This is a genomic window from Salegentibacter profundi (assembly GCF_054121475.1).
In genome coordinates this window covers 274,966-291,981 of record NZ_JBSYGG010000003.1, presented here as the reverse complement: position 1 = coordinate 291,981, position 17,016 = coordinate 274,966, and the positions used below count along the sequence as shown (strand labels likewise).

Here is a 17,016-nt window from a genome sequence, read left to right as displayed (position 1 = left end):
AATTTACAGGTTTTCGGTTTGGTAGGTTTCAGCGAGTAATTCTTCAAAAGCGCTTAAAATCTCCTCCCTGTTTTTTTCATTGAATTCCTGTCGATTGATGAGTTCTGTAAAAACCTCCCTGGGCGTTAGGTCCTCCAGTTTTTGTTCCTGATAGATCTCTGAAGCGCCTTCAATACGGTTTTTGAAATTCACTCTGTGTTTGACAATTTTGAATCCCTCTAGATCAAAATTGCTTACCATAGCGTCAAGCTGCAGAATTTTGGCAGCATCATAATTGTCCTCCCGGAGTTCCACTTCAATTAAAGATTCCAGTTCTTTTTGGTCTCCGGGATCACTGAGTTTTAGTTCAAGGCTTTCCAGGGTTCCACTTATCTTCAACAGAGTCCGGAAAGAGGGAACTGGAATATTTTCAGGCTCCCAACCTTTTTCAGTGTTTAGAAGCAAAACACGCTTGTTATCTTTTCTTTCGCTAAAAGATAGCGGAAACGGTGAACCACTATAGTAAGTTGGTATTGCAGAATTTAATTTCTGGGGTTTATGGATATGTCCTAAAGCGATATACCTGAAATATTCTCCAAACTGAAGTGCATTAAAAGCCGCCAGATTCCCCACTTGTATCTCCCTTTCACTTTCTGAAGATTCAGCTCCGGCAGCAAACAAATGTCCCATGGCAATGGCCGGTAGTCCAGGATATTTTATTTGGCATAATTCGGCAGCCTTATTAAAGCACTTCTGAATTCCTTTGCGTATGGCTTCCAGCCGGTCTTCATAAGTCTGGCCTTCCATTGCGCTGCGAAGATCTGTGTCACGCAAATAAGGAAGGGCAGCAATTACCAGCTCGGTTGCTCCTTCCTTATTTTTAATAGGGATAAGGATTTCTTCTAGGTTTTCTGGAAGCCCTCCAATAACGTGCATTTCCAATGCCCGAAGGATATCTTTTGGCGCATTCAACATAGCCGGAGAATCGTGGTTTCCACCTGTGATTACTAATTCGCAGTCGAGCTTTCGAAGTCGCATTAAGGCTCGAAAGTATTGCTTTCTGGCTTCCGAGGATGGGTTAGCAAGATCGAACACATCGCCGGAGATCAGCAACACATCTACCTGCTCTTTCTCAATAAAATTACATAGCCAGGCTATGAAAAATTCAAAATCTTGAGAAAGCTCGTGTTTATGCAGTTTTTTTCCAATATGCCAATCGGCAGTGTGAAGGATCTTCATGATGGTCGGGTTTCAGCTTAAGGTATACAAAATTAGAAATGCAAATGACAATATTTGACTATTTTAAAGGTTAATTATTGGCTCCTCCTGGCTGGCTAGCCTAATCTCAGGAAAGTTTCAAAATTATTATTTGAAGCTAGGATAGAAAGATTCTGAGAATTCCTTAATCTATCGGGAAATTAAAATAGGTGTCCGGATAGGGTTCATTTCTTAAGGTGTAGTGCCACCATTCTTCTGAGTAGGGACGAAAACCATGTTTTTCCATTACCTCCTTGAGTAATTGTCGATTGGCTTTTTGTTCTTTGGTGACCTGCTCGGAGTCGTGATGAGAGATTATGCCGAAAAAATCATAAGTACTACCCATGTCTAGTTCCTTTTTGGTTTCATCAACGATAATAGTTAAATCTACCGTACTCCCGCGGGAATGCCCAGATTTTGAAGCGATAAAACCCCTTTGAAAAAGTTCTGATTTTGGAATATTGGGATAGAACCCCTGTTTGGCCAGGGTGTCAGCTGGGTCCTGAGCCCAAACTACAAAATGATCTACTGCTATTTGAGGGCGATAGGCGTCAAACACTTTTAGGCTGTAACCTTGTTGCTTTAGATTATCCTGGACTTTTTTTAATTGATCTGCAGCAGGTTTGCTAAGTATAGCCAACGGACGATAATACCCATTTACAGGTCTTCCAAGAAAATTGTGATCCCCGGCGTATCGAATGTTCAATTCAATACCTGGTAAGACCTGGTGGAGATAGACAAAGCCTGCCGGTAATGCCTTGTCCTGGGCCTGTATAGAAAGGCAAATGAGTAAGGCCAGTATCGTAAAAAAGGATTTCATAAAAATTTTTTCCAGCAATTTAAGTAAAATAAGCTTTCCTGAGTTTTCTCATAGTTTGGGGGGCTCTTTTGGAGTATTTTTAATGGAATAATATTAAAAAAATAATTATGGAACTAAAGGAAAAAGTTGCTCTTATTACCGGCGCGGCCTCTGGAATTGGAAAAAGCACAGCGCTTCTTTTTACGCAAAATGGCGCTTCGGTAATGCTGACAGACATCAATGAAGAAAAAGGAATAGCCCTGACAGAAAAAATTAAGGATATGGGAGGCAGGGCAGCTTTTGTCAAAGCAGATACTTCGGTACCTGAAGAATCCCAAAAGAGTGTGGAACAGGTATTGTCGCATTTTGGAAAATTGGATATTGCCGTTAACAATGCAGGCATCGGCGGAGATCAGCTACCAGTAGGTGAGTATGGTATTGACGCCTGGGATAAAGTAATTGGGGTTAATCTTTCGGGAGTTTTCTATGGAATGCGTTATCAGATTCCTGCCATGTTGGAAAATGGTAAGGGCTCAATTATAAATGTAGCGTCTATTTTGGGAAGCGTTGGTTTTGCTAATTCAGCGGCGTATGTGGCAGCCAAGCACGGGGTTTTAGGGCTTACCAAAACGGCAGCTCTGGAATATTCGGCAAAAGGTATAAGGGTGAATTCCGTAGGTCCGGCCTTTATAAAGACGCCTTTACTCGATGGTCTGGATAAGGATATGCTCGAACAATTAGTAAATGCTCATCCTATTGGACGCCTGGGAGAACCAGAGGAAGTAGCGGAAATTTTAATGTGGCTTGCCTCAGAGCGATCTTCCTTCGCTACCGGTGCCTATTATCCTATTGATGGGGGGTATCTTGCTCCATAATTAAAAAAATTCCACATTTTGTTGCGCTACCGGAATAAATCCAATAAATTTGATTTTGTACTGGGAATAATTCCAAAAAAACATTTTATTATGGGAATACCACCGTCCATTGAGATTAAGCATTTTAAGGAAGTTAGAGAAGAAAATAATTTCACCCAAACTGAATTTGCGGAATTGCTGGGGATAAAAAATTCTACCGCTGATATTGAACGTGGTCGCACTAAACTATCTGGTAAAGTGGTGGCAGGTCTATTGAGTCGGTTTGGGATTAACCCCCTCTGGTTGTTTGGGGAAAGCGGACAGAAATATTTGCAGTTAAGTAAGGGTGATGTGAGCCCAAAGGTGGTCACTGTAGATAATGCTGATAAAGAGAATATTCTGATGGTGAACCAAAAGGCCGCTGCAGGTTACCCTCATAATGTTCAGGACGTGGAATGGTATCACCAACTTCCTGCTTTCGATATTCCCCTCCCGGAATTTCGAAATGCTACTTATCGTGGGTTTCAAATAGAAGGAGACAGTATGTTGCCTAATTATTACCCAGGAGAATGGGTGTTGGGTAAAGCCGTACCAGATCTTGATCAGGCCTCTAATAATAAAGTATATGTCGTAGTATTGTATGACTCTGTGCTTGTAAAAAAATTACAGAAATTGCCGGACCCAAGCAAGATTCTACTAATTTCTTTCAATGAGGAATACCTGCCAATTGAAGTGGATGTAAACGATATTCAAGAACTCTGGCAGGTGAACAGCAAATTGACTTTTAATCTGGACAACCCCTCTCAGAACAGTCTCTTCCGGGAACTTCAGGAATCTATGGCTGAATTAAAAAGAGATTTGAAAGCTTTTAAAAAGGAAGCATAAAAAAACCCTCCGTTTCAGAGGGTTTTAGTGGTTAATACTTGCTGGCATGCTACTAGTCGGTAGCATCGTCAATGGCATCACCTACATCATCTGCTGCATCTTCAATATCGTCAGCGGCTTTCTCGACCCCCGAACGTTCATCTCTGCATGAAGTGAAAACTGCGGAAGTGCTAAGGGTTAATGCCAGTAATAAAATTAATTTTCTCATAATTTAATAATTAAGAAATATGATTAAAGATCGTCGTTCCCTTCGACCTCATCTTCCACTTCCTGAGCGCCTTCTTCTATAGCATCTCCGGTTTCGTTTGCAGCGTTTTCAATAGCGTCGCCTGTATCATCGGCGGCTTCATCGATATCATCCCCTACATCATCAAGGTCGTCATTCATATCATCCATATTATCCATGTCATCGCTTTGCATTTCCATTTCGTTTTCTTCTTCCTTAACTTCTCTACACGAAGTTAGAGCAGTTGATAACGTAAATATCATTGCTAGAAATAAAATTGGTCGTTTCATAATCTGGTTGTTTTTTTAGTTTATATATTCAGCAAAATTAGAGATGTGACTTGTTGTTATGCTTATTTTACTGCTAAAATTTTCATAAAACTGCATCATTAACTCATGAATTAAGATAAAATTATGAATTTTACTTAATTATCGTCGCCAATTTTTTCGATTTCCTCATCTATCTCTTTGTTGACTTCCTGGTCAACCTTTTCCCCGGTCCTTTCCAGGATTCCTTTTTGCTCTTCGGTTTCGGCGGGAGTTTCTTTTTCCACCTCAACTCTTTCTTTAACGATAACCTCTTTTTCTGTTTCTCCTGTTTCCCGACAGGAAATAAGACTTAAAGTACTCACAAGGAATAAACTTCCCAATACAAATACACGTTTCATAAACTGTAGTTTTTAGTTTTAACATTCGAAATTAAGTCGAAAAACTATCCCAGGACCTTTATTTATGATTATTTAGCAATTAATCTTAAAAAATAGAAAAATTAGAGCGGGTGGGCTGCAAGATATTTGCCTATTACCCGGGTTGCGCCGGTATTAGAATTGATGAAATGACCGGCGATCATTCCTGTTTGTGTCCGAAACTTTTTATTTTGAACCAGTTTATCGAATAGCTTCGTTAGTTCTTTAGCCGTAGCTACTGAATAGAGTCCTGCCAGCTGCTGAAGTTTTATGGCTTCCGGGAATTTTTCAAAATTTTGCCCTATAACTATTGGAATAGAGAAGGTGGCAGGTTCCAGAATATTGTGAAGACCTGTAGAGCCGGCCGCTCCTCCAACATAGGCAATATCGGCATAACTATATATTCTGCTAAGCAGACCAATATTGTCTATTATAAGTATTTGGAAATCTCTTGATTGCTTAGAAGAAAATTGTGAGTATAAAGCAGAAGGAACTTTTAGTTTTTTTTGAAGGTCTCTGATTTTCTCCATTTTTATCTCATGAGGGGCGATTATAAATTTCACCTTAGGTGGAGCGGAATTGAGGTATTCCAGAAGTAAGTCTTCGTCTTCGGGCCAGGTGCTTCCGGCCACTATACAAAGTTCTTCCTGAATAAATGTTTCCAGGATCTCGAGCTTATTATCATAAGTAAGTTGTCTTGCAACCCGGTCAAACCGAGTGTCCCCGCTAAGGCTAATAGCGGTAAAACCATTTTTATCCAACAGCTCCAGGGACTCTTGATTTTGAACAAAAATGTGCTCAAAACTATAAAGGGCTCGTTTCATCCACTTGCCATAGCCCTTAAAGTAGATTTGATCTTTTCTGAATATTCCGGATATAAGCAAACAGCGAATCCCTTCTTTATGTAATTCATTAAGGAAATTTGGCCATATATCATATTTTACGAAAATAACCAGGTCTGGATGTACCAGTTGAAGAAATTTTCGAGCGTTTCCTGGAGTATCTAAAGGGAGATAGGTGATTATATCTGCCATTGGGTGATTTTTTTTATTCTCATACCCGGAGGGAGAAAAAAAGGTGATCAGTACCTTATAGTTGGGATATTTTTCTTTTAACAGCTCAATGACCGGGACTGCTTGTTCAAATTCTCCCAAAGAAGCGACGTGAATCCAAATGTACTTATCGTCAATCTTAATTTCCTTTTTTAAGCGTTGGAACACCTGTTTTCTGCCCTCGACAAAAAGCTTCATTTTATGACTAAATATCCCCGCTATTGGCAAGAGGAATTCGATTAAACGGACCAATGAATTATAGATAATTTGCAAAATCCTTTTTTTCTTCTGCTAAAATAGGCCTTTCCTGAAAATAGATTGGCGGAGGTAGTGATATTTCGTATTTTCGTGCCTTATAAAAAACACCTATGAAAGACATACAAATGGTTGACCTTAAGGGTCAATATGCTCAAATAAAAGATGAAGTGGATGCCTCATTTAGGGAGGTTATTGAATCAGCTGCATTTATAAACGGACCTCAGGTCCAAAAGTTTCAAAAGGAGCTTGAGACCTACCTTGGAGTAAAACATGTCATCCCTTGTGCCAATGGCACCGATGCCCTCCAGATAGCTATGATGGCTCTGGATTTAAAACCTGGAGATGAGGTGATTACGGCTGATTTTACTTTTGCTGCCACGGTCGAGGTTATTGCTTTATTACAACTCAGCCCGGTTCTGGTAGATGTAAAACCCGATACGTTCAATATAGATCCTGAGGCCATAAAAAAAGCCATTACGCCCAAGACTCGGGCAATTGTTCCCGTTCACCTTTTCGGCCAGCCTGCAGAAATGGAAGAGATAATGAAAATCGCGAAGGAACATAATTTATATGTCATTGAAGATAATGCCCAGGCCATCGGAGGGAATTATCATTCTGTTGATGGGAAAAGCTATAAAACTGGGGTAATTGGAGATATTGGCGCAACTTCTTTTTTCCCTTCAAAGAATCTGGGGTGTTATGGTGATGGAGGAGCAATTTTCACCAATGATGATAAGCTGGCTCATTTCATTTCGGCCATTGTTAACCACGGGATGTATGAGCGATATCACCATGATGTAGTAGGGGTTAACTCCCGGTTGGATAGTTTGCAGGCTGCAGTTTTAAGGGCTAAGCTACCACGACTGGACCAATACAATGAGGCTAGGAGAGCAGCCGCTGAAAAATATAATGCTGCCTTTGCAGGCCAGAAGGGAATAGTCACTCCAGTGATTATAGACAAACCTGACACCCACGTCTTTCACCAGTATACCCTGAAAATAACGGAGGGAAAAAGGGATGAACTGGCAAAACATCTGCAAGAAAATGGGATTCCTTTTGGTGTTTACTACCCAATACCCCTACATAGTCAAAAGGCCTATGCCGATGATAGGTATAATGAAGCTGATTTCCCGGTTACCAATCAACTGGTGAAAGAAGTCCTATCTCTGCCTATGCATACCGAATTGGATGATGAGCAAATTGATTATATTGCCAGTACTATCAAAGACTTTTTAAATCAATAGAAATTTTTATGAAAAAACTTTTGATCTTTTGCTTCGGAATTTTTCTTTCTCTTTCCATGGAAGCCCAGGAAATCTACATTCAGGCAGGAAAGATAATAGACACCAAAAATGGGAAAGTTTTAACCGATAAAACAATTATTATTTCTGAAGAGACTATCAAGAGTATTGAAAATGGGTTTATTTCTCCGAAAGAGGAGACTGATACCCTTATTGATTTCAAAGATAAGACCTTACTACCTGGGTTAATTGATATGCACGTTCACCTGGAAGGAGAAACCAATCCAACTGAATATTTATCGCGTTACTCCAATAACGAAGCTGATAATGCTTTTAATGCGGTGGGATTTGCAAAAACGACACTTTTGGCTGGTTTTACTACTGTACGGGAGCTTGGCGGAAGTGGAGTAAATATTGCTCTTCGAAATGCCATTAATAAAGGGAAAGTGGATGGTCCCAGAATTTTTACTGTAGGTAAGTCCATTGCTTCTACTGGTGGTCACGCGGATCCAACCAATGGGATGAATCGAAAACTGATGGGAGATCCAGGCCCAAAGGAAGGGGTGGTTAATAGTATTGATGATGCACGAAAAGCTGTAAGACAACGCTATAAAAACGGAGCAGACCTAATAAAAATCACGGCCACCGGGGGTGTATTAAGTGTGGCCAAGAGTAGTTCCAATCCCCAATTTACTCAAGAGGAAATCAGGGCAATTGTTGAAACAGCCAAGGACTATAATTTTCATGTGGCAGCTCATGCCCATGGTGATGAAGGAATGCAAAGAGCCATTAAAGCAGGAGTTAAGACCATTGAGCACGGAACCAAGATGAGTATTGAAACTATGGAATTGATGAAAAAGCACGGTGCATACCTTGTGCCTACGATCACCGCTGGTAAGGAGGTGACTGAAAAGGCCGAGGTGGAAGGTTACTACCCTGATATTGTGATCCCAAAGGCCCGGGAAATAGGGCCGGAGATCCAGGATATGTTTGCGCGTGCATACAAAAGAGGAGTGCCCATAGCATTTGGAACCGATGCTGGAGTCTTTAAACACGGTGAAAATGCTCGTGAATTTGTCTATATGACTGAAGCAGGAATGCCTGCCATGGAGGCCATCCAATCAGCGACCATTACAGGGGCTCAATTACTGAATATGGAAAATAAAATAGGCCAATTACAAGAAGGTTTTTTAGCGGATATCATAGCCGTCGATCAAGATCCTACCCAGAATATTCAAAGCCTTCAAAAGGTGAAATTTGTGATGAAGGAAGGTAAAATCTATAAGAAATAAAGTAATTTATTTTCCAATGAAAAAACTTCCGGAAACAGGAGCCGGAAGTTTTTCATGGGACGTAATATGAAGTTTTTCTTATACTTCTGCCGAAGAAACATTCATGCTGCGATCAATTTTCTTTACCAGACCCTGGAGAACTTTTCCTGGGCCAACTTCTATAAACTCCCTGGCTCCATCATTAATCATATTCTGAACGCTTTGTGTCCATTTTACAGGTGAGGTAAGTTGAAAAACAAGGTTTTTCTTTATCTCTTCAGGATCTGTAACTGCGAAAGTGCTTACATTCTGGTAAACCGGGCAAATAGGTTTTCTAAAAGTCACATTTTCTATCGCAGCAGCTAGTTCTTTTCTTGCCGGCTCCATAAGTGGGGAATGAAATGCTCCGCCCACCGGAAGAATCATTGCTCTTCTGGCACCTCTTTCTTTTAAATTATCGCAGGCTGATTCTACGGCTTTGACATCCCCGGAAATAACCAGTTGACCGGGACAATTATAGTTTGCGGCTACAACGGTGCCCTTAGTTTCGGCACAAACAGCTTCTACCACTTCATCTTCAAGACCTAGAACAGCAGCCATAGTTGAGGGTTTAAGCTCACAGGCTTCCTGCATGGCCATAGCTCTTTTAAAGACCAACTGAAGACCTTCTTCAAAGCTCAATACTTCACTGGCCACCAGTGCTGAAAATTCGCCCAGAGAATGTCCGGCCACCATATCAGGTTTAAATTTATCTCCCAGCAGTTTACTTAAGATCACAGAATGTATAAATATGGCCGGTTGGGTTACCTTGGTTTGTTTCAAGTCTTCGGCACTGCCTTCAAACATGATGTCGGTAATCGAATAGCCTAGAATTGCGTTTGCTGCTTTGAACATTTCCTGAGCTTCCACCGATTTTTCAAATAGGTCCAGGCCCATTCCCGGAAATTGTGCTCCCTGTCCAGGGAAAATATATGCTTTCATTAGATTGAAATTTAGCTACCGGCTTTTAGAATATACCTATACCGATAAAATTTTTGGCTAAAATAGAAAGAATAAAAAAGACCTCATAACCTGAATTATTTTTGTGTACATTTTAAATTATAGCTGAAGTTTTCCTTTTTTCCCGGTGTTAAGCTTGCCCTCCTGAGACATGAGGCCCCTGGCAAATAGATCCGCATAATTATTATTTTTTTCATCCCAATAATAGGATTGCTTAGGAACCACCTTTAATGCGGTAAGATTGGGATCGTCAAGACCGGTAAACCATGCATCATCACTTTCATGATAGAGCTGTTTAAGGGTTTGAGGTTCCAGATGTATAAAGGCCATTCCATAGATGCTTATGAACTCCTTATTATTGGGGGCACTGTAGAGCAATTGCACTTCGGGTTCTTTGGCAATATTGCAATTTTGATTGCTGTCTAGTCTGCTTAAAAACCAGATATTACCTTTGTCATCAATTTTTTTAGTGGTCATTGGAATGGCATTAAGCGGTCGGTCACCTAAGCAGGTAATTAGCATTCCTGTTTTAATGCTTTCTACCAGATTGGTCATTTTATTTAGGGCTTGTTCGCGATTAAGATTTTGAGTGCTCATATTACAAAAGGGCTTTAGTTGAAACCTTCAAGATAAAAACCTATAAATCCCTCTCCCGCCAATAAACTGCTAAAAATTAATCAGTTGGTGTTAATAAATGTGAAGTCAGCTATACTTTTTGATGATGTGACTAACCGAAACCAGGTAGCTGTTTCCAAAGAGATTAAGATGGACAAGTAGGTAATAAAGTTGCCATAGAGGCAGACGTTCTTCCTGGCGGGGGGCCACGGGGAATCTTTCATTATAAGCTGAAAATACCTCCTGCTCAAAACCTCCAAAAAGCTGCATCATTGCCAGGTCCATTTCCCTGGGCGCATAAGCTGTGGCCGGATCAATAAGACAGGGCAAACCCTTTTTATTTATCAGGAAATTACCATTCCAGAGATCTCCATGAATTAAAGCAGGCCTTTCCTTGGGTATAAGGGCAGAAATATTTTTATAGAAGTTTTTAGTAAGCTTAAGAGAATAGCCCTGTTCTTTCGCTAATCTAATTTGCGGTTCCAGACGCTGGGATATATAAAAATCGTCGGCTGAGTTCGAAGTGTTATTAAATTGGGGAAGACTTCCGATATAATTATCCTCAGAAAAGCCGAATGCATTGGAGGATGTTTGGTGTAAGGCTGCCAACTGTTCTCCGAAGATCCGGGGAAAATCCTGCGCCTTTGGTGCAGGTTCTTTGTATTCCAACAGCAGATAGGCGATATTTTCTATTCTTCCAGTATCTAGAACCTGCGGAACATCTATTACTCCGGGTTTTTTAAGGTGTTCCAGTCCTGATTTTTCTGCTTCGAACATTCTAGGATATCTATCAGCATCGTTAATCTTCACCACTAACTTTTTTTTCCGAATGGTAGAAAGCAGATAAACCTCGTTGATGTCACCACCGGTAAGTGGTGCATAATCTTTGAGCCTAAAGTTATTCTGTGCTGCTATTTGATCTAGAAGCCTAGCGACGTTCATAAGTCAAATAAGTAAAGGCGTATTTATGGTTATCATCGGATGGATGAAACTTCTGATTTATTAGTTTCCATTGATTTTCATCGATATCTGGAAAGAAAGTGTCGGCTTCGAAATCGGCATGTACCCGTGTAAGTTCAATTTTATTGGCCAAGGGTAATGCCAATCTATAAATCTCACCACCACCAATAATAAATGCTTGGGGATCTGCCTTCGCAATTTCGGTGGCTTTTTCAAGGGAGTGGACCACTATGGCTCCTTCAGCCTTATAATTCTTATTGCGGGTAATAATTATATGGGTGCGATTGGGTAAAGGTTGAGGAAAAGATTCAAAAGTTTTTCTTCCCATAATAATATGGTGGCCTGTAGTTAATTTTTTAAAGCGTTTGAAATCATCAGGCAAATGCCAAACCAGGTCATTCTCCTTCCCTAAGGCATTGTTTTCGGCTGCGGCCGCAATCATCGTAAGCATATTTCAGGTATTGTAAGGTTGATCAAAATCACCCAGATCAGCTGATTTTTCAGGACCGGGTTTTATTTCTTCCTGTTTCTCAACTGGTTTTACTTTGTGATGTTCAGGTAATGGATGTTCTTTTTCCACCTGTTTTTGCATTTGGGCAATCTTCTCTTTTTGTTTGGCTACCAGATGTTCCATCTGACGGTTTTTCCAGGCCTTACCCATAAAACTATTAATTACAAGAACATTGATCAGATGAATAAAAAAGATAAAGGCCCATAATAAAATAGCGGTAACAAACCAGTCGTATCCTAACAGTTTAAAATCTTCTTTATAACCAATGACTACATTCAGTACAATTAAAAAAACCGCACCGATTAGAAAAATCACAAAATGCTGGAACAGCCTTCTTTTTTGAAGGATTCTATGACGGGCATTGTCATATAGTTCTCTTTGTTCATTATCGAGTTTGGAAGTATTTTTCTTTTTAGAAAACATAATAGTACTTTAGTATCTAATCAAATTTAAAGGTTTTCGTAATAATTTACCACTGCTTATGGATAAATTTAGAAAAGGTTTTCCGGTATTAGAGCAATATACTTATCTCAATACTGCGGCTTCTGGTTTACTTCCGGAACAAGTTTGGGAATTCAGGCAGGATCATGATCTGGATTTTCTTTTAAAAGCTGGAGTGCTGAAAGAAAAAATGGGAGATTTTCTGACCGGAGTAAGAGAAAGTGTGGGTAGTTTTTTTAATTGTCCCCCGAATCAGGTCGCCCTGATTCCAAATTTCTCCTTTGGATATAATACGCTTCTTGAAGGCTTGGAAAAACCTCAAAAAGCCTTGTTGTTGAAACAGGATTATCCTTCTATAAACTGGGCGGTAGAATCCCGGGGTTTCGAAGTGAATTATGCAGAGATCGATGAGAACCTTGAGCAGAACATTACTGAAGCTTTTAAAAGAGACCAACCTGATTTTTTCGCTTTTAGTATCGTACAATATTTAAATGGAATCAAACTCGGAATTGATTTTCTGAAAAAACTAAAGGATACATACCCTGATACTATTTTTATTGCTGACGGAACACAATACTGTGGCACAGAAGAATTTGATTTTCAAGCTTCCAATTTGGATGTGTTGATATGTAGCTCATATAAATGGTTAAATGCGGGTTATGGGAATGGGTTTATGCTGTTTGATAAAAGTATCCAGGGGAAAATTTCTCCAAAGGCGCTTGGTTTCGGTTCGCTGCAAGGAAAATACAAAGAAAGGCAAGGCAATTTTATAGGTAAATTTGAGCCGGGACATTTAGATACCCTGAATTTTGGAAGTCTTAAGGCGGCACTGGAATTATTAAAAACTACAGGACTTAAGGAAATTACAAACCAAATACAAGCCCTCCAGGCAAAAGCCGCGGAAGCTTTTCAGGAGCTAGACTTGCTCGAAGAAGCCGTGGTAAACAGGGATTTGCATTCCTCCATTTTCAATATAAAAGGCGATGAAAACTTATATAAGGCTTTAAGGAGCCAGGATATTATCACCTCTAGAAGAGGAAATGGCATTCGAATTAGCTTTCACTATTTCAATACGGAGAAGGAGGTGGACATCTTAGTAAAAGAACTTAAAAAATTTGCCCGCTGAGCGTTTATTGCTTCCTGAAAATATAGTTTCTGTAACAATCTTCCGGATCTGCAAATCGGCTTTCGATTTTTAAACCGGCTTCTGAGGCCAGCCATTCTACTACTTTTTCGTCATATTTCTGGGAAATTTCGGTATGAATACTTTCCCAGGCATCGAAATGCACCGTTAAATTAAAGGCATCAATGAAAACCTCCTGGTCAGACTTGCTTACCAAAAAGCTTTTCGCGGTCCCGGTTTCAGGGTCATAAGTTTCCCAGTGTTTAAAAGAGTCGGGATTAAAATTTCCTCCTAATTCATTATTGATCCTTACCAGGAGATTTTTGTTGAAGGCCTCGGTGATTCCTTGTGGGTCATTATAGGCATCGAGAATCTTTTGTGGATTCTTTTTCTGGTCGAATCCCATAAAAAGCATATCGGCCGGAGCCATCGCCTGATGTATGTTACGTAAAAAATCTATCGCATTTTCATGCAGAAGATTACCAATGTTAGAACCCAGCACGAGAATCACTTTCTTACGTTTGCTGAAATCTGCCAGGTTTTCCAAGGTCTTAAAGTAGGTGCCTTGCTGTGGTTTTATTTTTATACCAGGCATTTCTTTTTTTATGGTAGCCTCCAAAACTTTTAAGACGTGCTCGCTGATATCAATTGGTAGGTAAGTAAAATCATAATGTTGCTCATTTAAATGCTTCAACAACACTTTGGTTTTTTTTCCATCGCCTGCACCTAATTCGATGAGATCGAATCCTCCAGGGGCGTTAAATGAATCTGCAATAGGAGCAGTATATTTCTGAAGAATCCCCAACTCACAATTAGTGAGATAATATTCCGGCATATTCATAATTTGCTGAAAAAGCTTATCGCCCTTTTCATCATAGATATATTTTGAGAGTAAATATTTTGGATGGCTGGTGAGTCCTTTATAGACGTCTTCTTCAAAGGCGGTCTTAAAACCGGTAGTAGGTATGGATTTCATATTTTCTTCAGAGGTTATTTTGCTAATCTTAAGCCGGTGAACTGCCATCTAAGGTGGGGATGGAAAAAGTTGCGGTAGGTTGAACGGGTATGATTGATTGAAGTGGCAACTGAGCCACCACGAAGCACCTTTTGGTTGACCATGAATTTACCGTTGTATTCACCAAGGGCCCCTGGAGCTTTGGTATAACCCGGATAAGGAGAGTAAGCACTTTCGGTCCATTCCCAACGGCTCCCCCAATTAAAATACTCATTGGCTGCTTCCCACTCAAATTCTGTGGGAAGACGCAGCCCTCTCCATTGGGCATAAGCGAATGCTTCAAAATAGGAAATATGTGTTACAGGTGCTTCAGGGATTAAAGGGTGCAGCCCATTCAAGCCAAAGCTGTGCCATTGCCCCTCTATCTTATGCCAGTAAGACGGTGAACTTATATTGTTCTTGTTTACCCAATCCCAGCCTTCGGCGTGCCACAACAAAACATCATGGTAACCACCGGATTCCATAAATTCCAGATACTCCGTATTGGTAACGAGCTTGCTGGAAATGACGAAATCATTCAGAAATACTTTGTGTTGCCCCAATTCATTGTCATAACAAAATTCATCACTGTTATGGCCTATATCATATAGTCCTTCGGATAGTTTTATCCATTCTGCTTTGAAGTCCTGAATCGGGTTTTCAGCGAATTGTTCGTTATATTTAGGGAAAAGGGGATTGTTACCTAGAATATATTTTATATCAGTATAGAGCAGCTCCTGATGTTGTTTCTCGTGATGACAGCCAATTTCTATAAGTTCCAGGATTTCATCAGAAAGTTCCTGGGATTTTAAAAATTCCTGGAGGGCTTTCGATACGTAAGTTCGATAATCATAAACCCATGCCACCGTTGGACGGGATAGGTTTCCGCGGTTGGTGCGAATTACTTTCTCACCTACGCTCTCATAATACGAATTAAAAACATAGGCCGAATGCTCATCAAATAATTTATAATTGGGTTTATGAGGCTCGAGCACGAATTCTTCGAAAAACCAGGTAGTATGTCCAAGGTGCCACTTTGGAGGAGAAACCTCTTCTATGGGTTGTACTACATAGTCTTCAGTTTCCAGAAAGGAACATATAAGTTCAGACCTGGCCCTGGTTTCATTAAAAAATGATATTAATTCCTGTTGCGATTGCATAAATATGAGAAAATTCTAAGGCTTCTTCTCAAATTTAATGAATTTTAAACAGCAGGGAAATTAACCTAAGTTAATGACAAGTTAAAGTGCCAATACCTTCCAGTCTTGGTATTTTTGGCGGCAACTAACTAGGACGCTTTTATATCCTGGTAGCAATAGCTTTTTTACCCTAGGCAATTTCGTTTTCAAAGCATTGATGTAAATTGGATAGGAAGAAAATCTCGGGAAATATTTTAAGGTAATCTCCAAACCAATTAAATCATTGGTGAGGATCTTATTTTTCCAAACATAAAGAGACCGAATGTGGAACTGACTGAGGCGTTAAAAATAAACCTGATCCCTTCTTTTCCTTTAATTGAGATTAAAGACAAGGATCAGGTTTAAAATTGTAAAATACTAAAATTCTTATAAGGTAAGGGGGATAGTATATCCTACGGCAGAAGGTTTTCCGTTTCGGGTTCCAGGTTGCATTTTGGGCATTTTTTCAATCATTTCCTTGGCAGCAGCATTGACCTTAGGTGCACCACCTTTCACTGATTTGACCACTACGTTTCCTTCTTCATTGACCTCCATTTTTATGGTAACTTTTCCTCTAAGATACTCCCCATCATCATTTTTTGGATATTGGTAGTTTTCTCTAACATGGGTCATTAGTTTTTGGTTAAAGCAGGATTTCTTGTCAGCTTCTTCCTCACAGCCTGGCCAAACAGGAGCCGTTTGTTTTGAAGTTACGGTATTACCTTCTACTGAGGTTTCCTGGGCAAAGCCGAAACTAGTAGTAAGGAACAGAGCGATCACAAATAAACTTCTCATTTAATTTAAATTTTTAATTAGACATTACACGGCAACCGGAGCTTTAATACCCGGATGCGGATTATAATTTTCTAAGATAAAATCTTCATAATCAAAACCAAAAATATCGGTAACTTTCTTGTTGAGTGTCATTTTTGGAAGAGGACGTGGGTCTCGACTAAGTTGTAACTTTACTTGTTCCATATGGTTGTTGTATATATGGACATCGCCAAAGGTGTGGATAAAATCTCCGGGTTCATATCCGCATACCTGTGCCATCATGAGGTTAAGTAAGGCGTAAGAGGCAATATTGAAGGGGACCCCCAGGAATACATCTGCACTGCGCTGGTAGAGTTGAAGCGATAATTTTCCCTGAGCCACATAGAATTGAAAAAAAGCGTGACACGGGGGTAGGGCGGCCTTGCCATTGGCTACATTTTCTGCAAAAGATTTTGAAGTGTCTGGCAAAACCGATGGATTCCAGGCTGAAACGAGCATCCTTCGGCTATTGGGATTGTTCTTTAAGGTCTCAACGATCTCTTTGATTTGATCTATTTCTTCATTATTCCAATTCCTCCATTGATGGCCATATACCGGACCAAGATCACCATTTTCGTCTGCCCATTCATTCCAGATACGTACTCGGTTTTCCTGTAGGTATTTGACATTAGTATCTCCTTTTAGAAACCAAAGCAGTTCATAAATGATAGATTTCAGATGAAGTTTTTTGGTGGTAACCATAGGAAAACCTTCGTTAAGATCGAAGCGCATCTGGTAACCAAAAACACTGCGGGTACCGGTTCCAGTACGGTCCCCTTTGTCGGTTCCATTATTGAGAATATGATTTAAGAGATCGTGGTACTGTTTCATTTTGCTGTTTCAGAAGTGAAAAAAATACTTCAGCTAAAATAGCA

The 17,016-nt window shown here is 40.0% G+C and carries 20 protein-coding genes; 5 read left to right on the top strand and 15 right to left on the bottom strand.

Annotation, left to right across the window (positions count from 1 at the left end; translation table 11 throughout):
• Nucleotides 1-3 precede the first annotated feature (3 nt).
• Entirely contained in the window at nucleotides 4-1,218 is a 1,215-nt protein-coding gene (locus ACW6NC_RS06305) for an exonuclease SbcCD subunit D C-terminal domain-containing protein (RefSeq protein WP_457864466.1), read from the bottom strand.
• A gap of 163 nt (nucleotides 1,219-1,381) precedes the next feature.
• On the bottom strand, nucleotides 1,382-2,056 hold the full coding sequence (locus tag ACW6NC_RS06300) for a M15 family metallopeptidase (RefSeq protein WP_457864464.1): 675 nt from the start codon (nucleotides 2,054-2,056) through the stop codon (nucleotides 1,382-1,384).
• Nucleotides 2,057-2,163: 107 nt separating this feature from the next.
• Between ACW6NC_RS06300 and ACW6NC_RS06295 the strand changes: the two genes are divergently transcribed.
• Nucleotides 2,164-2,910 (top strand): SDR family NAD(P)-dependent oxidoreductase, encoded by a 747-nt coding sequence (locus ACW6NC_RS06295; RefSeq protein ID WP_457864462.1) that lies wholly within the window; start codon nucleotides 2,164-2,166, stop codon nucleotides 2,908-2,910.
• Between the two features lie 90 nt (nucleotides 2,911-3,000).
• Nucleotides 3,001-3,774 (top strand): XRE family transcriptional regulator, encoded by a 774-nt coding sequence (locus ACW6NC_RS06290; RefSeq protein ID WP_457864461.1) that lies wholly within the window; start codon nucleotides 3,001-3,003, stop codon nucleotides 3,772-3,774.
• A gap of 52 nt (nucleotides 3,775-3,826) precedes the next feature.
• Here the strand turns inward: ACW6NC_RS06290 and ACW6NC_RS06285 are convergent, their stop codons facing one another.
• The 4 genes from ACW6NC_RS06285 to ACW6NC_RS06270 form a co-directional block, all read right to left on the bottom strand.
• Nucleotides 3,827-3,982, bottom strand: a complete 156-nt coding sequence (locus ACW6NC_RS06285) for a hypothetical protein (protein ID WP_457864459.1) — start codon at nucleotides 3,980-3,982, stop codon at nucleotides 3,827-3,829.
• A gap of 23 nt (nucleotides 3,983-4,005) precedes the next feature.
• Nucleotides 4,006-4,290 carry a hypothetical protein gene (locus tag ACW6NC_RS06280; RefSeq protein WP_457864457.1) on the bottom strand — a complete coding sequence of 95 codons (285 nt, stop codon included), beginning with the start codon at nucleotides 4,288-4,290 and terminating at the stop codon, nucleotides 4,006-4,008.
• A 134-nt stretch (nucleotides 4,291-4,424) separates the two neighbouring features.
• Nucleotides 4,425-4,667, bottom strand: coding sequence for a hypothetical protein (locus ACW6NC_RS06275; protein ID WP_457864456.1), 243 nt, complete (start codon nucleotides 4,665-4,667; stop codon nucleotides 4,425-4,427).
• A gap of 101 nt (nucleotides 4,668-4,768) precedes the next feature.
• Nucleotides 4,769-5,935, bottom strand: coding sequence for a 3-deoxy-D-manno-octulosonic acid transferase (locus tag ACW6NC_RS06270; RefSeq protein ID WP_457864454.1), 1,167 nt, complete (start codon nucleotides 5,933-5,935; stop codon nucleotides 4,769-4,771).
• A gap of 170 nt (nucleotides 5,936-6,105) precedes the next feature.
• On the opposite strand from ACW6NC_RS06270, the gene ACW6NC_RS06265 reads away from it, so the two are divergent.
• Nucleotides 6,106-7,239, top strand: coding sequence for a DegT/DnrJ/EryC1/StrS family aminotransferase (locus tag ACW6NC_RS06265; protein WP_457864452.1), 1,134 nt, complete (start codon nucleotides 6,106-6,108; stop codon nucleotides 7,237-7,239).
• A gap of 8 nt (nucleotides 7,240-7,247) precedes the next feature.
• The gene (locus tag ACW6NC_RS06260; protein WP_457864450.1) at nucleotides 7,248-8,528 is read left to right on the top strand and encodes an amidohydrolase family protein; all 1,281 of its coding nucleotides are present in this window, start codon (nucleotides 7,248-7,250) and stop codon (nucleotides 8,526-8,528) included.
• 78 nt (nucleotides 8,529-8,606) lie between these two features.
• Here the strand turns inward: ACW6NC_RS06260 and fabD are convergent, their stop codons facing one another.
• The 5 genes from fabD to ACW6NC_RS06235 form a co-directional block, all read right to left on the bottom strand.
• On the bottom strand, nucleotides 8,607-9,488 hold the full coding sequence (fabD, locus tag ACW6NC_RS06255; protein ID WP_457864449.1) for an ACP S-malonyltransferase: 882 nt from the start codon (nucleotides 9,486-9,488) through the stop codon (nucleotides 8,607-8,609).
• A 117-nt stretch (nucleotides 9,489-9,605) separates the two neighbouring features.
• Complete coding sequence (locus tag ACW6NC_RS06250) at nucleotides 9,606-10,103, bottom strand: pyridoxamine 5'-phosphate oxidase family protein (protein WP_457864447.1); 498 nt, start codon at nucleotides 10,101-10,103, stop codon at nucleotides 9,606-9,608.
• Nucleotides 10,104-10,208: 105 nt separating this feature from the next.
• The gene (locus ACW6NC_RS06245) at nucleotides 10,209-11,063 is read right to left on the bottom strand and encodes a fructosamine kinase family protein (RefSeq protein ID WP_457864445.1); all 855 of its coding nucleotides are present in this window, start codon (nucleotides 11,061-11,063) and stop codon (nucleotides 10,209-10,211) included.
• Nucleotides 11,050-11,532, bottom strand: coding sequence for a dihydrofolate reductase (locus tag ACW6NC_RS06240; protein ID WP_457864443.1), 483 nt, complete (start codon nucleotides 11,530-11,532; stop codon nucleotides 11,050-11,052). The genes ACW6NC_RS06245 and ACW6NC_RS06240 overlap by 14 nt, the downstream gene beginning before the upstream one ends.
• 3 nt (nucleotides 11,533-11,535) lie before the next feature.
• The gene (locus tag ACW6NC_RS06235; protein ID WP_457864441.1) at nucleotides 11,536-12,015 is read right to left on the bottom strand and encodes a 2TM domain-containing protein; all 480 of its coding nucleotides are present in this window, start codon (nucleotides 12,013-12,015) and stop codon (nucleotides 11,536-11,538) included.
• Nucleotides 12,016-12,073: 58 nt separating this feature from the next.
• On the opposite strand from ACW6NC_RS06235, the gene ACW6NC_RS06230 reads away from it, so the two are divergent.
• Nucleotides 12,074-13,159 carry an aminotransferase class V-fold PLP-dependent enzyme gene (locus tag ACW6NC_RS06230; protein ID WP_457864439.1) on the top strand — a complete coding sequence of 362 codons (1,086 nt, stop codon included), beginning with the start codon at nucleotides 12,074-12,076 and terminating at the stop codon, nucleotides 13,157-13,159.
• A 4-nt stretch (nucleotides 13,160-13,163) separates the two neighbouring features.
• Here ACW6NC_RS06230 and egtD read toward each other — a convergent pair whose 3' ends face one another.
• The 4 genes from egtD to ACW6NC_RS06210 form a co-directional block, all read right to left on the bottom strand.
• Complete coding sequence (egtD, locus tag ACW6NC_RS06225) at nucleotides 13,164-14,132, bottom strand: L-histidine N(alpha)-methyltransferase (protein WP_457864437.1); 969 nt, start codon at nucleotides 14,130-14,132, stop codon at nucleotides 13,164-13,166.
• A gap of 14 nt (nucleotides 14,133-14,146) precedes the next feature.
• Entirely contained in the window at nucleotides 14,147-15,310 is a 1,164-nt protein-coding gene (gene egtB / locus ACW6NC_RS06220) for an ergothioneine biosynthesis protein EgtB (protein ID WP_457864435.1), read from the bottom strand.
• 405 nt (nucleotides 15,311-15,715) lie between these two features.
• Complete coding sequence (locus ACW6NC_RS06215) at nucleotides 15,716-16,123, bottom strand: energy transducer TonB (protein WP_457864433.1); 408 nt, start codon at nucleotides 16,121-16,123, stop codon at nucleotides 15,716-15,718.
• A 24-nt stretch (nucleotides 16,124-16,147) separates the two neighbouring features.
• On the bottom strand, nucleotides 16,148-16,972 hold the full coding sequence (locus ACW6NC_RS06210) for a thymidylate synthase (RefSeq protein WP_457864432.1): 825 nt from the start codon (nucleotides 16,970-16,972) through the stop codon (nucleotides 16,148-16,150).
• Between the last annotated feature and the right edge of the window lie 44 nt (nucleotides 16,973-17,016).

What these genes read in the sequence shown, in the direction of transcription:
- egtD (WP_457864437.1), bottom strand. Translation starts at nt 14,132, where the DNA reads ATGAAATCCATACCTACTACCGGTTTTAAGACCGCCTTTGAAGAAGAC.
- ACW6NC_RS06290 (WP_457864461.1), top strand. Translation starts at nt 3,001, where the DNA reads ATGGGAATACCACCGTCCATTGAGATTAAGCATTTTAAGGAAGTTAGA.
- ACW6NC_RS06270 (WP_457864454.1), bottom strand. Translation starts at nt 5,935, where the DNA reads ATGAAGCTTTTTGTCGAGGGCAGAAAACAGGTGTTCCAACGCTTAAAA.
- ACW6NC_RS06245 (WP_457864445.1), bottom strand. Translation starts at nt 11,063, where the DNA reads ATGAACGTCGCTAGGCTTCTAGATCAAATAGCAGCACAGAATAACTTT.
- ACW6NC_RS06230 (WP_457864439.1), top strand. Translation starts at nt 12,074, where the DNA reads ATGGATAAATTTAGAAAAGGTTTTCCGGTATTAGAGCAATATACTTAT.
- ACW6NC_RS06235 (WP_457864441.1), bottom strand. Translation starts at nt 12,015, where the DNA reads ATGTTTTCTAAAAAGAAAAATACTTCCAAACTCGATAATGAACAAAGA.
- ACW6NC_RS06215 (WP_457864433.1), bottom strand. Translation starts at nt 16,123, where the DNA reads ATGAGAAGTTTATTTGTGATCGCTCTGTTCCTTACTACTAGTTTCGGC.
- ACW6NC_RS06210 (WP_457864432.1), bottom strand. Translation starts at nt 16,972, where the DNA reads ATGAAACAGTACCACGATCTCTTAAATCATATTCTCAATAATGGAACC.
- ACW6NC_RS06250 (WP_457864447.1), bottom strand. Translation starts at nt 10,103, where the DNA reads ATGAGCACTCAAAATCTTAATCGCGAACAAGCCCTAAATAAAATGACC.
- fabD (WP_457864449.1), bottom strand. Translation starts at nt 9,488, where the DNA reads ATGAAAGCATATATTTTCCCTGGACAGGGAGCACAATTTCCGGGAATG.
- ACW6NC_RS06285 (WP_457864459.1), bottom strand. Translation starts at nt 3,982, where the DNA reads ATGAGAAAATTAATTTTATTACTGGCATTAACCCTTAGCACTTCCGCA.
- ACW6NC_RS06265 (WP_457864452.1), top strand. Translation starts at nt 6,106, where the DNA reads ATGAAAGACATACAAATGGTTGACCTTAAGGGTCAATATGCTCAAATA.
- ACW6NC_RS06275 (WP_457864456.1), bottom strand. Translation starts at nt 4,667, where the DNA reads ATGAAACGTGTATTTGTATTGGGAAGTTTATTCCTTGTGAGTACTTTA.
- ACW6NC_RS06305 (WP_457864466.1), bottom strand. Translation starts at nt 1,218, where the DNA reads ATGAAGATCCTTCACACTGCCGATTGGCATATTGGAAAAAAACTGCAT.
- ACW6NC_RS06300 (WP_457864464.1), bottom strand. Translation starts at nt 2,056, where the DNA reads ATGAAATCCTTTTTTACGATACTGGCCTTACTCATTTGCCTTTCTATA.
- ACW6NC_RS06295 (WP_457864462.1), top strand. Translation starts at nt 2,164, where the DNA reads ATGGAACTAAAGGAAAAAGTTGCTCTTATTACCGGCGCGGCCTCTGGA.
- egtB (WP_457864435.1), bottom strand. Translation starts at nt 15,310, where the DNA reads ATGCAATCGCAACAGGAATTAATATCATTTTTTAATGAAACCAGGGCC.
- ACW6NC_RS06280 (WP_457864457.1), bottom strand. Translation starts at nt 4,290, where the DNA reads ATGAAACGACCAATTTTATTTCTAGCAATGATATTTACGTTATCAACT.
- ACW6NC_RS06260 (WP_457864450.1), top strand. Translation starts at nt 7,248, where the DNA reads ATGAAAAAACTTTTGATCTTTTGCTTCGGAATTTTTCTTTCTCTTTCC.
- ACW6NC_RS06240 (WP_457864443.1), bottom strand. Translation starts at nt 11,532, where the DNA reads ATGCTTACGATGATTGCGGCCGCAGCCGAAAACAATGCCTTAGGGAAG.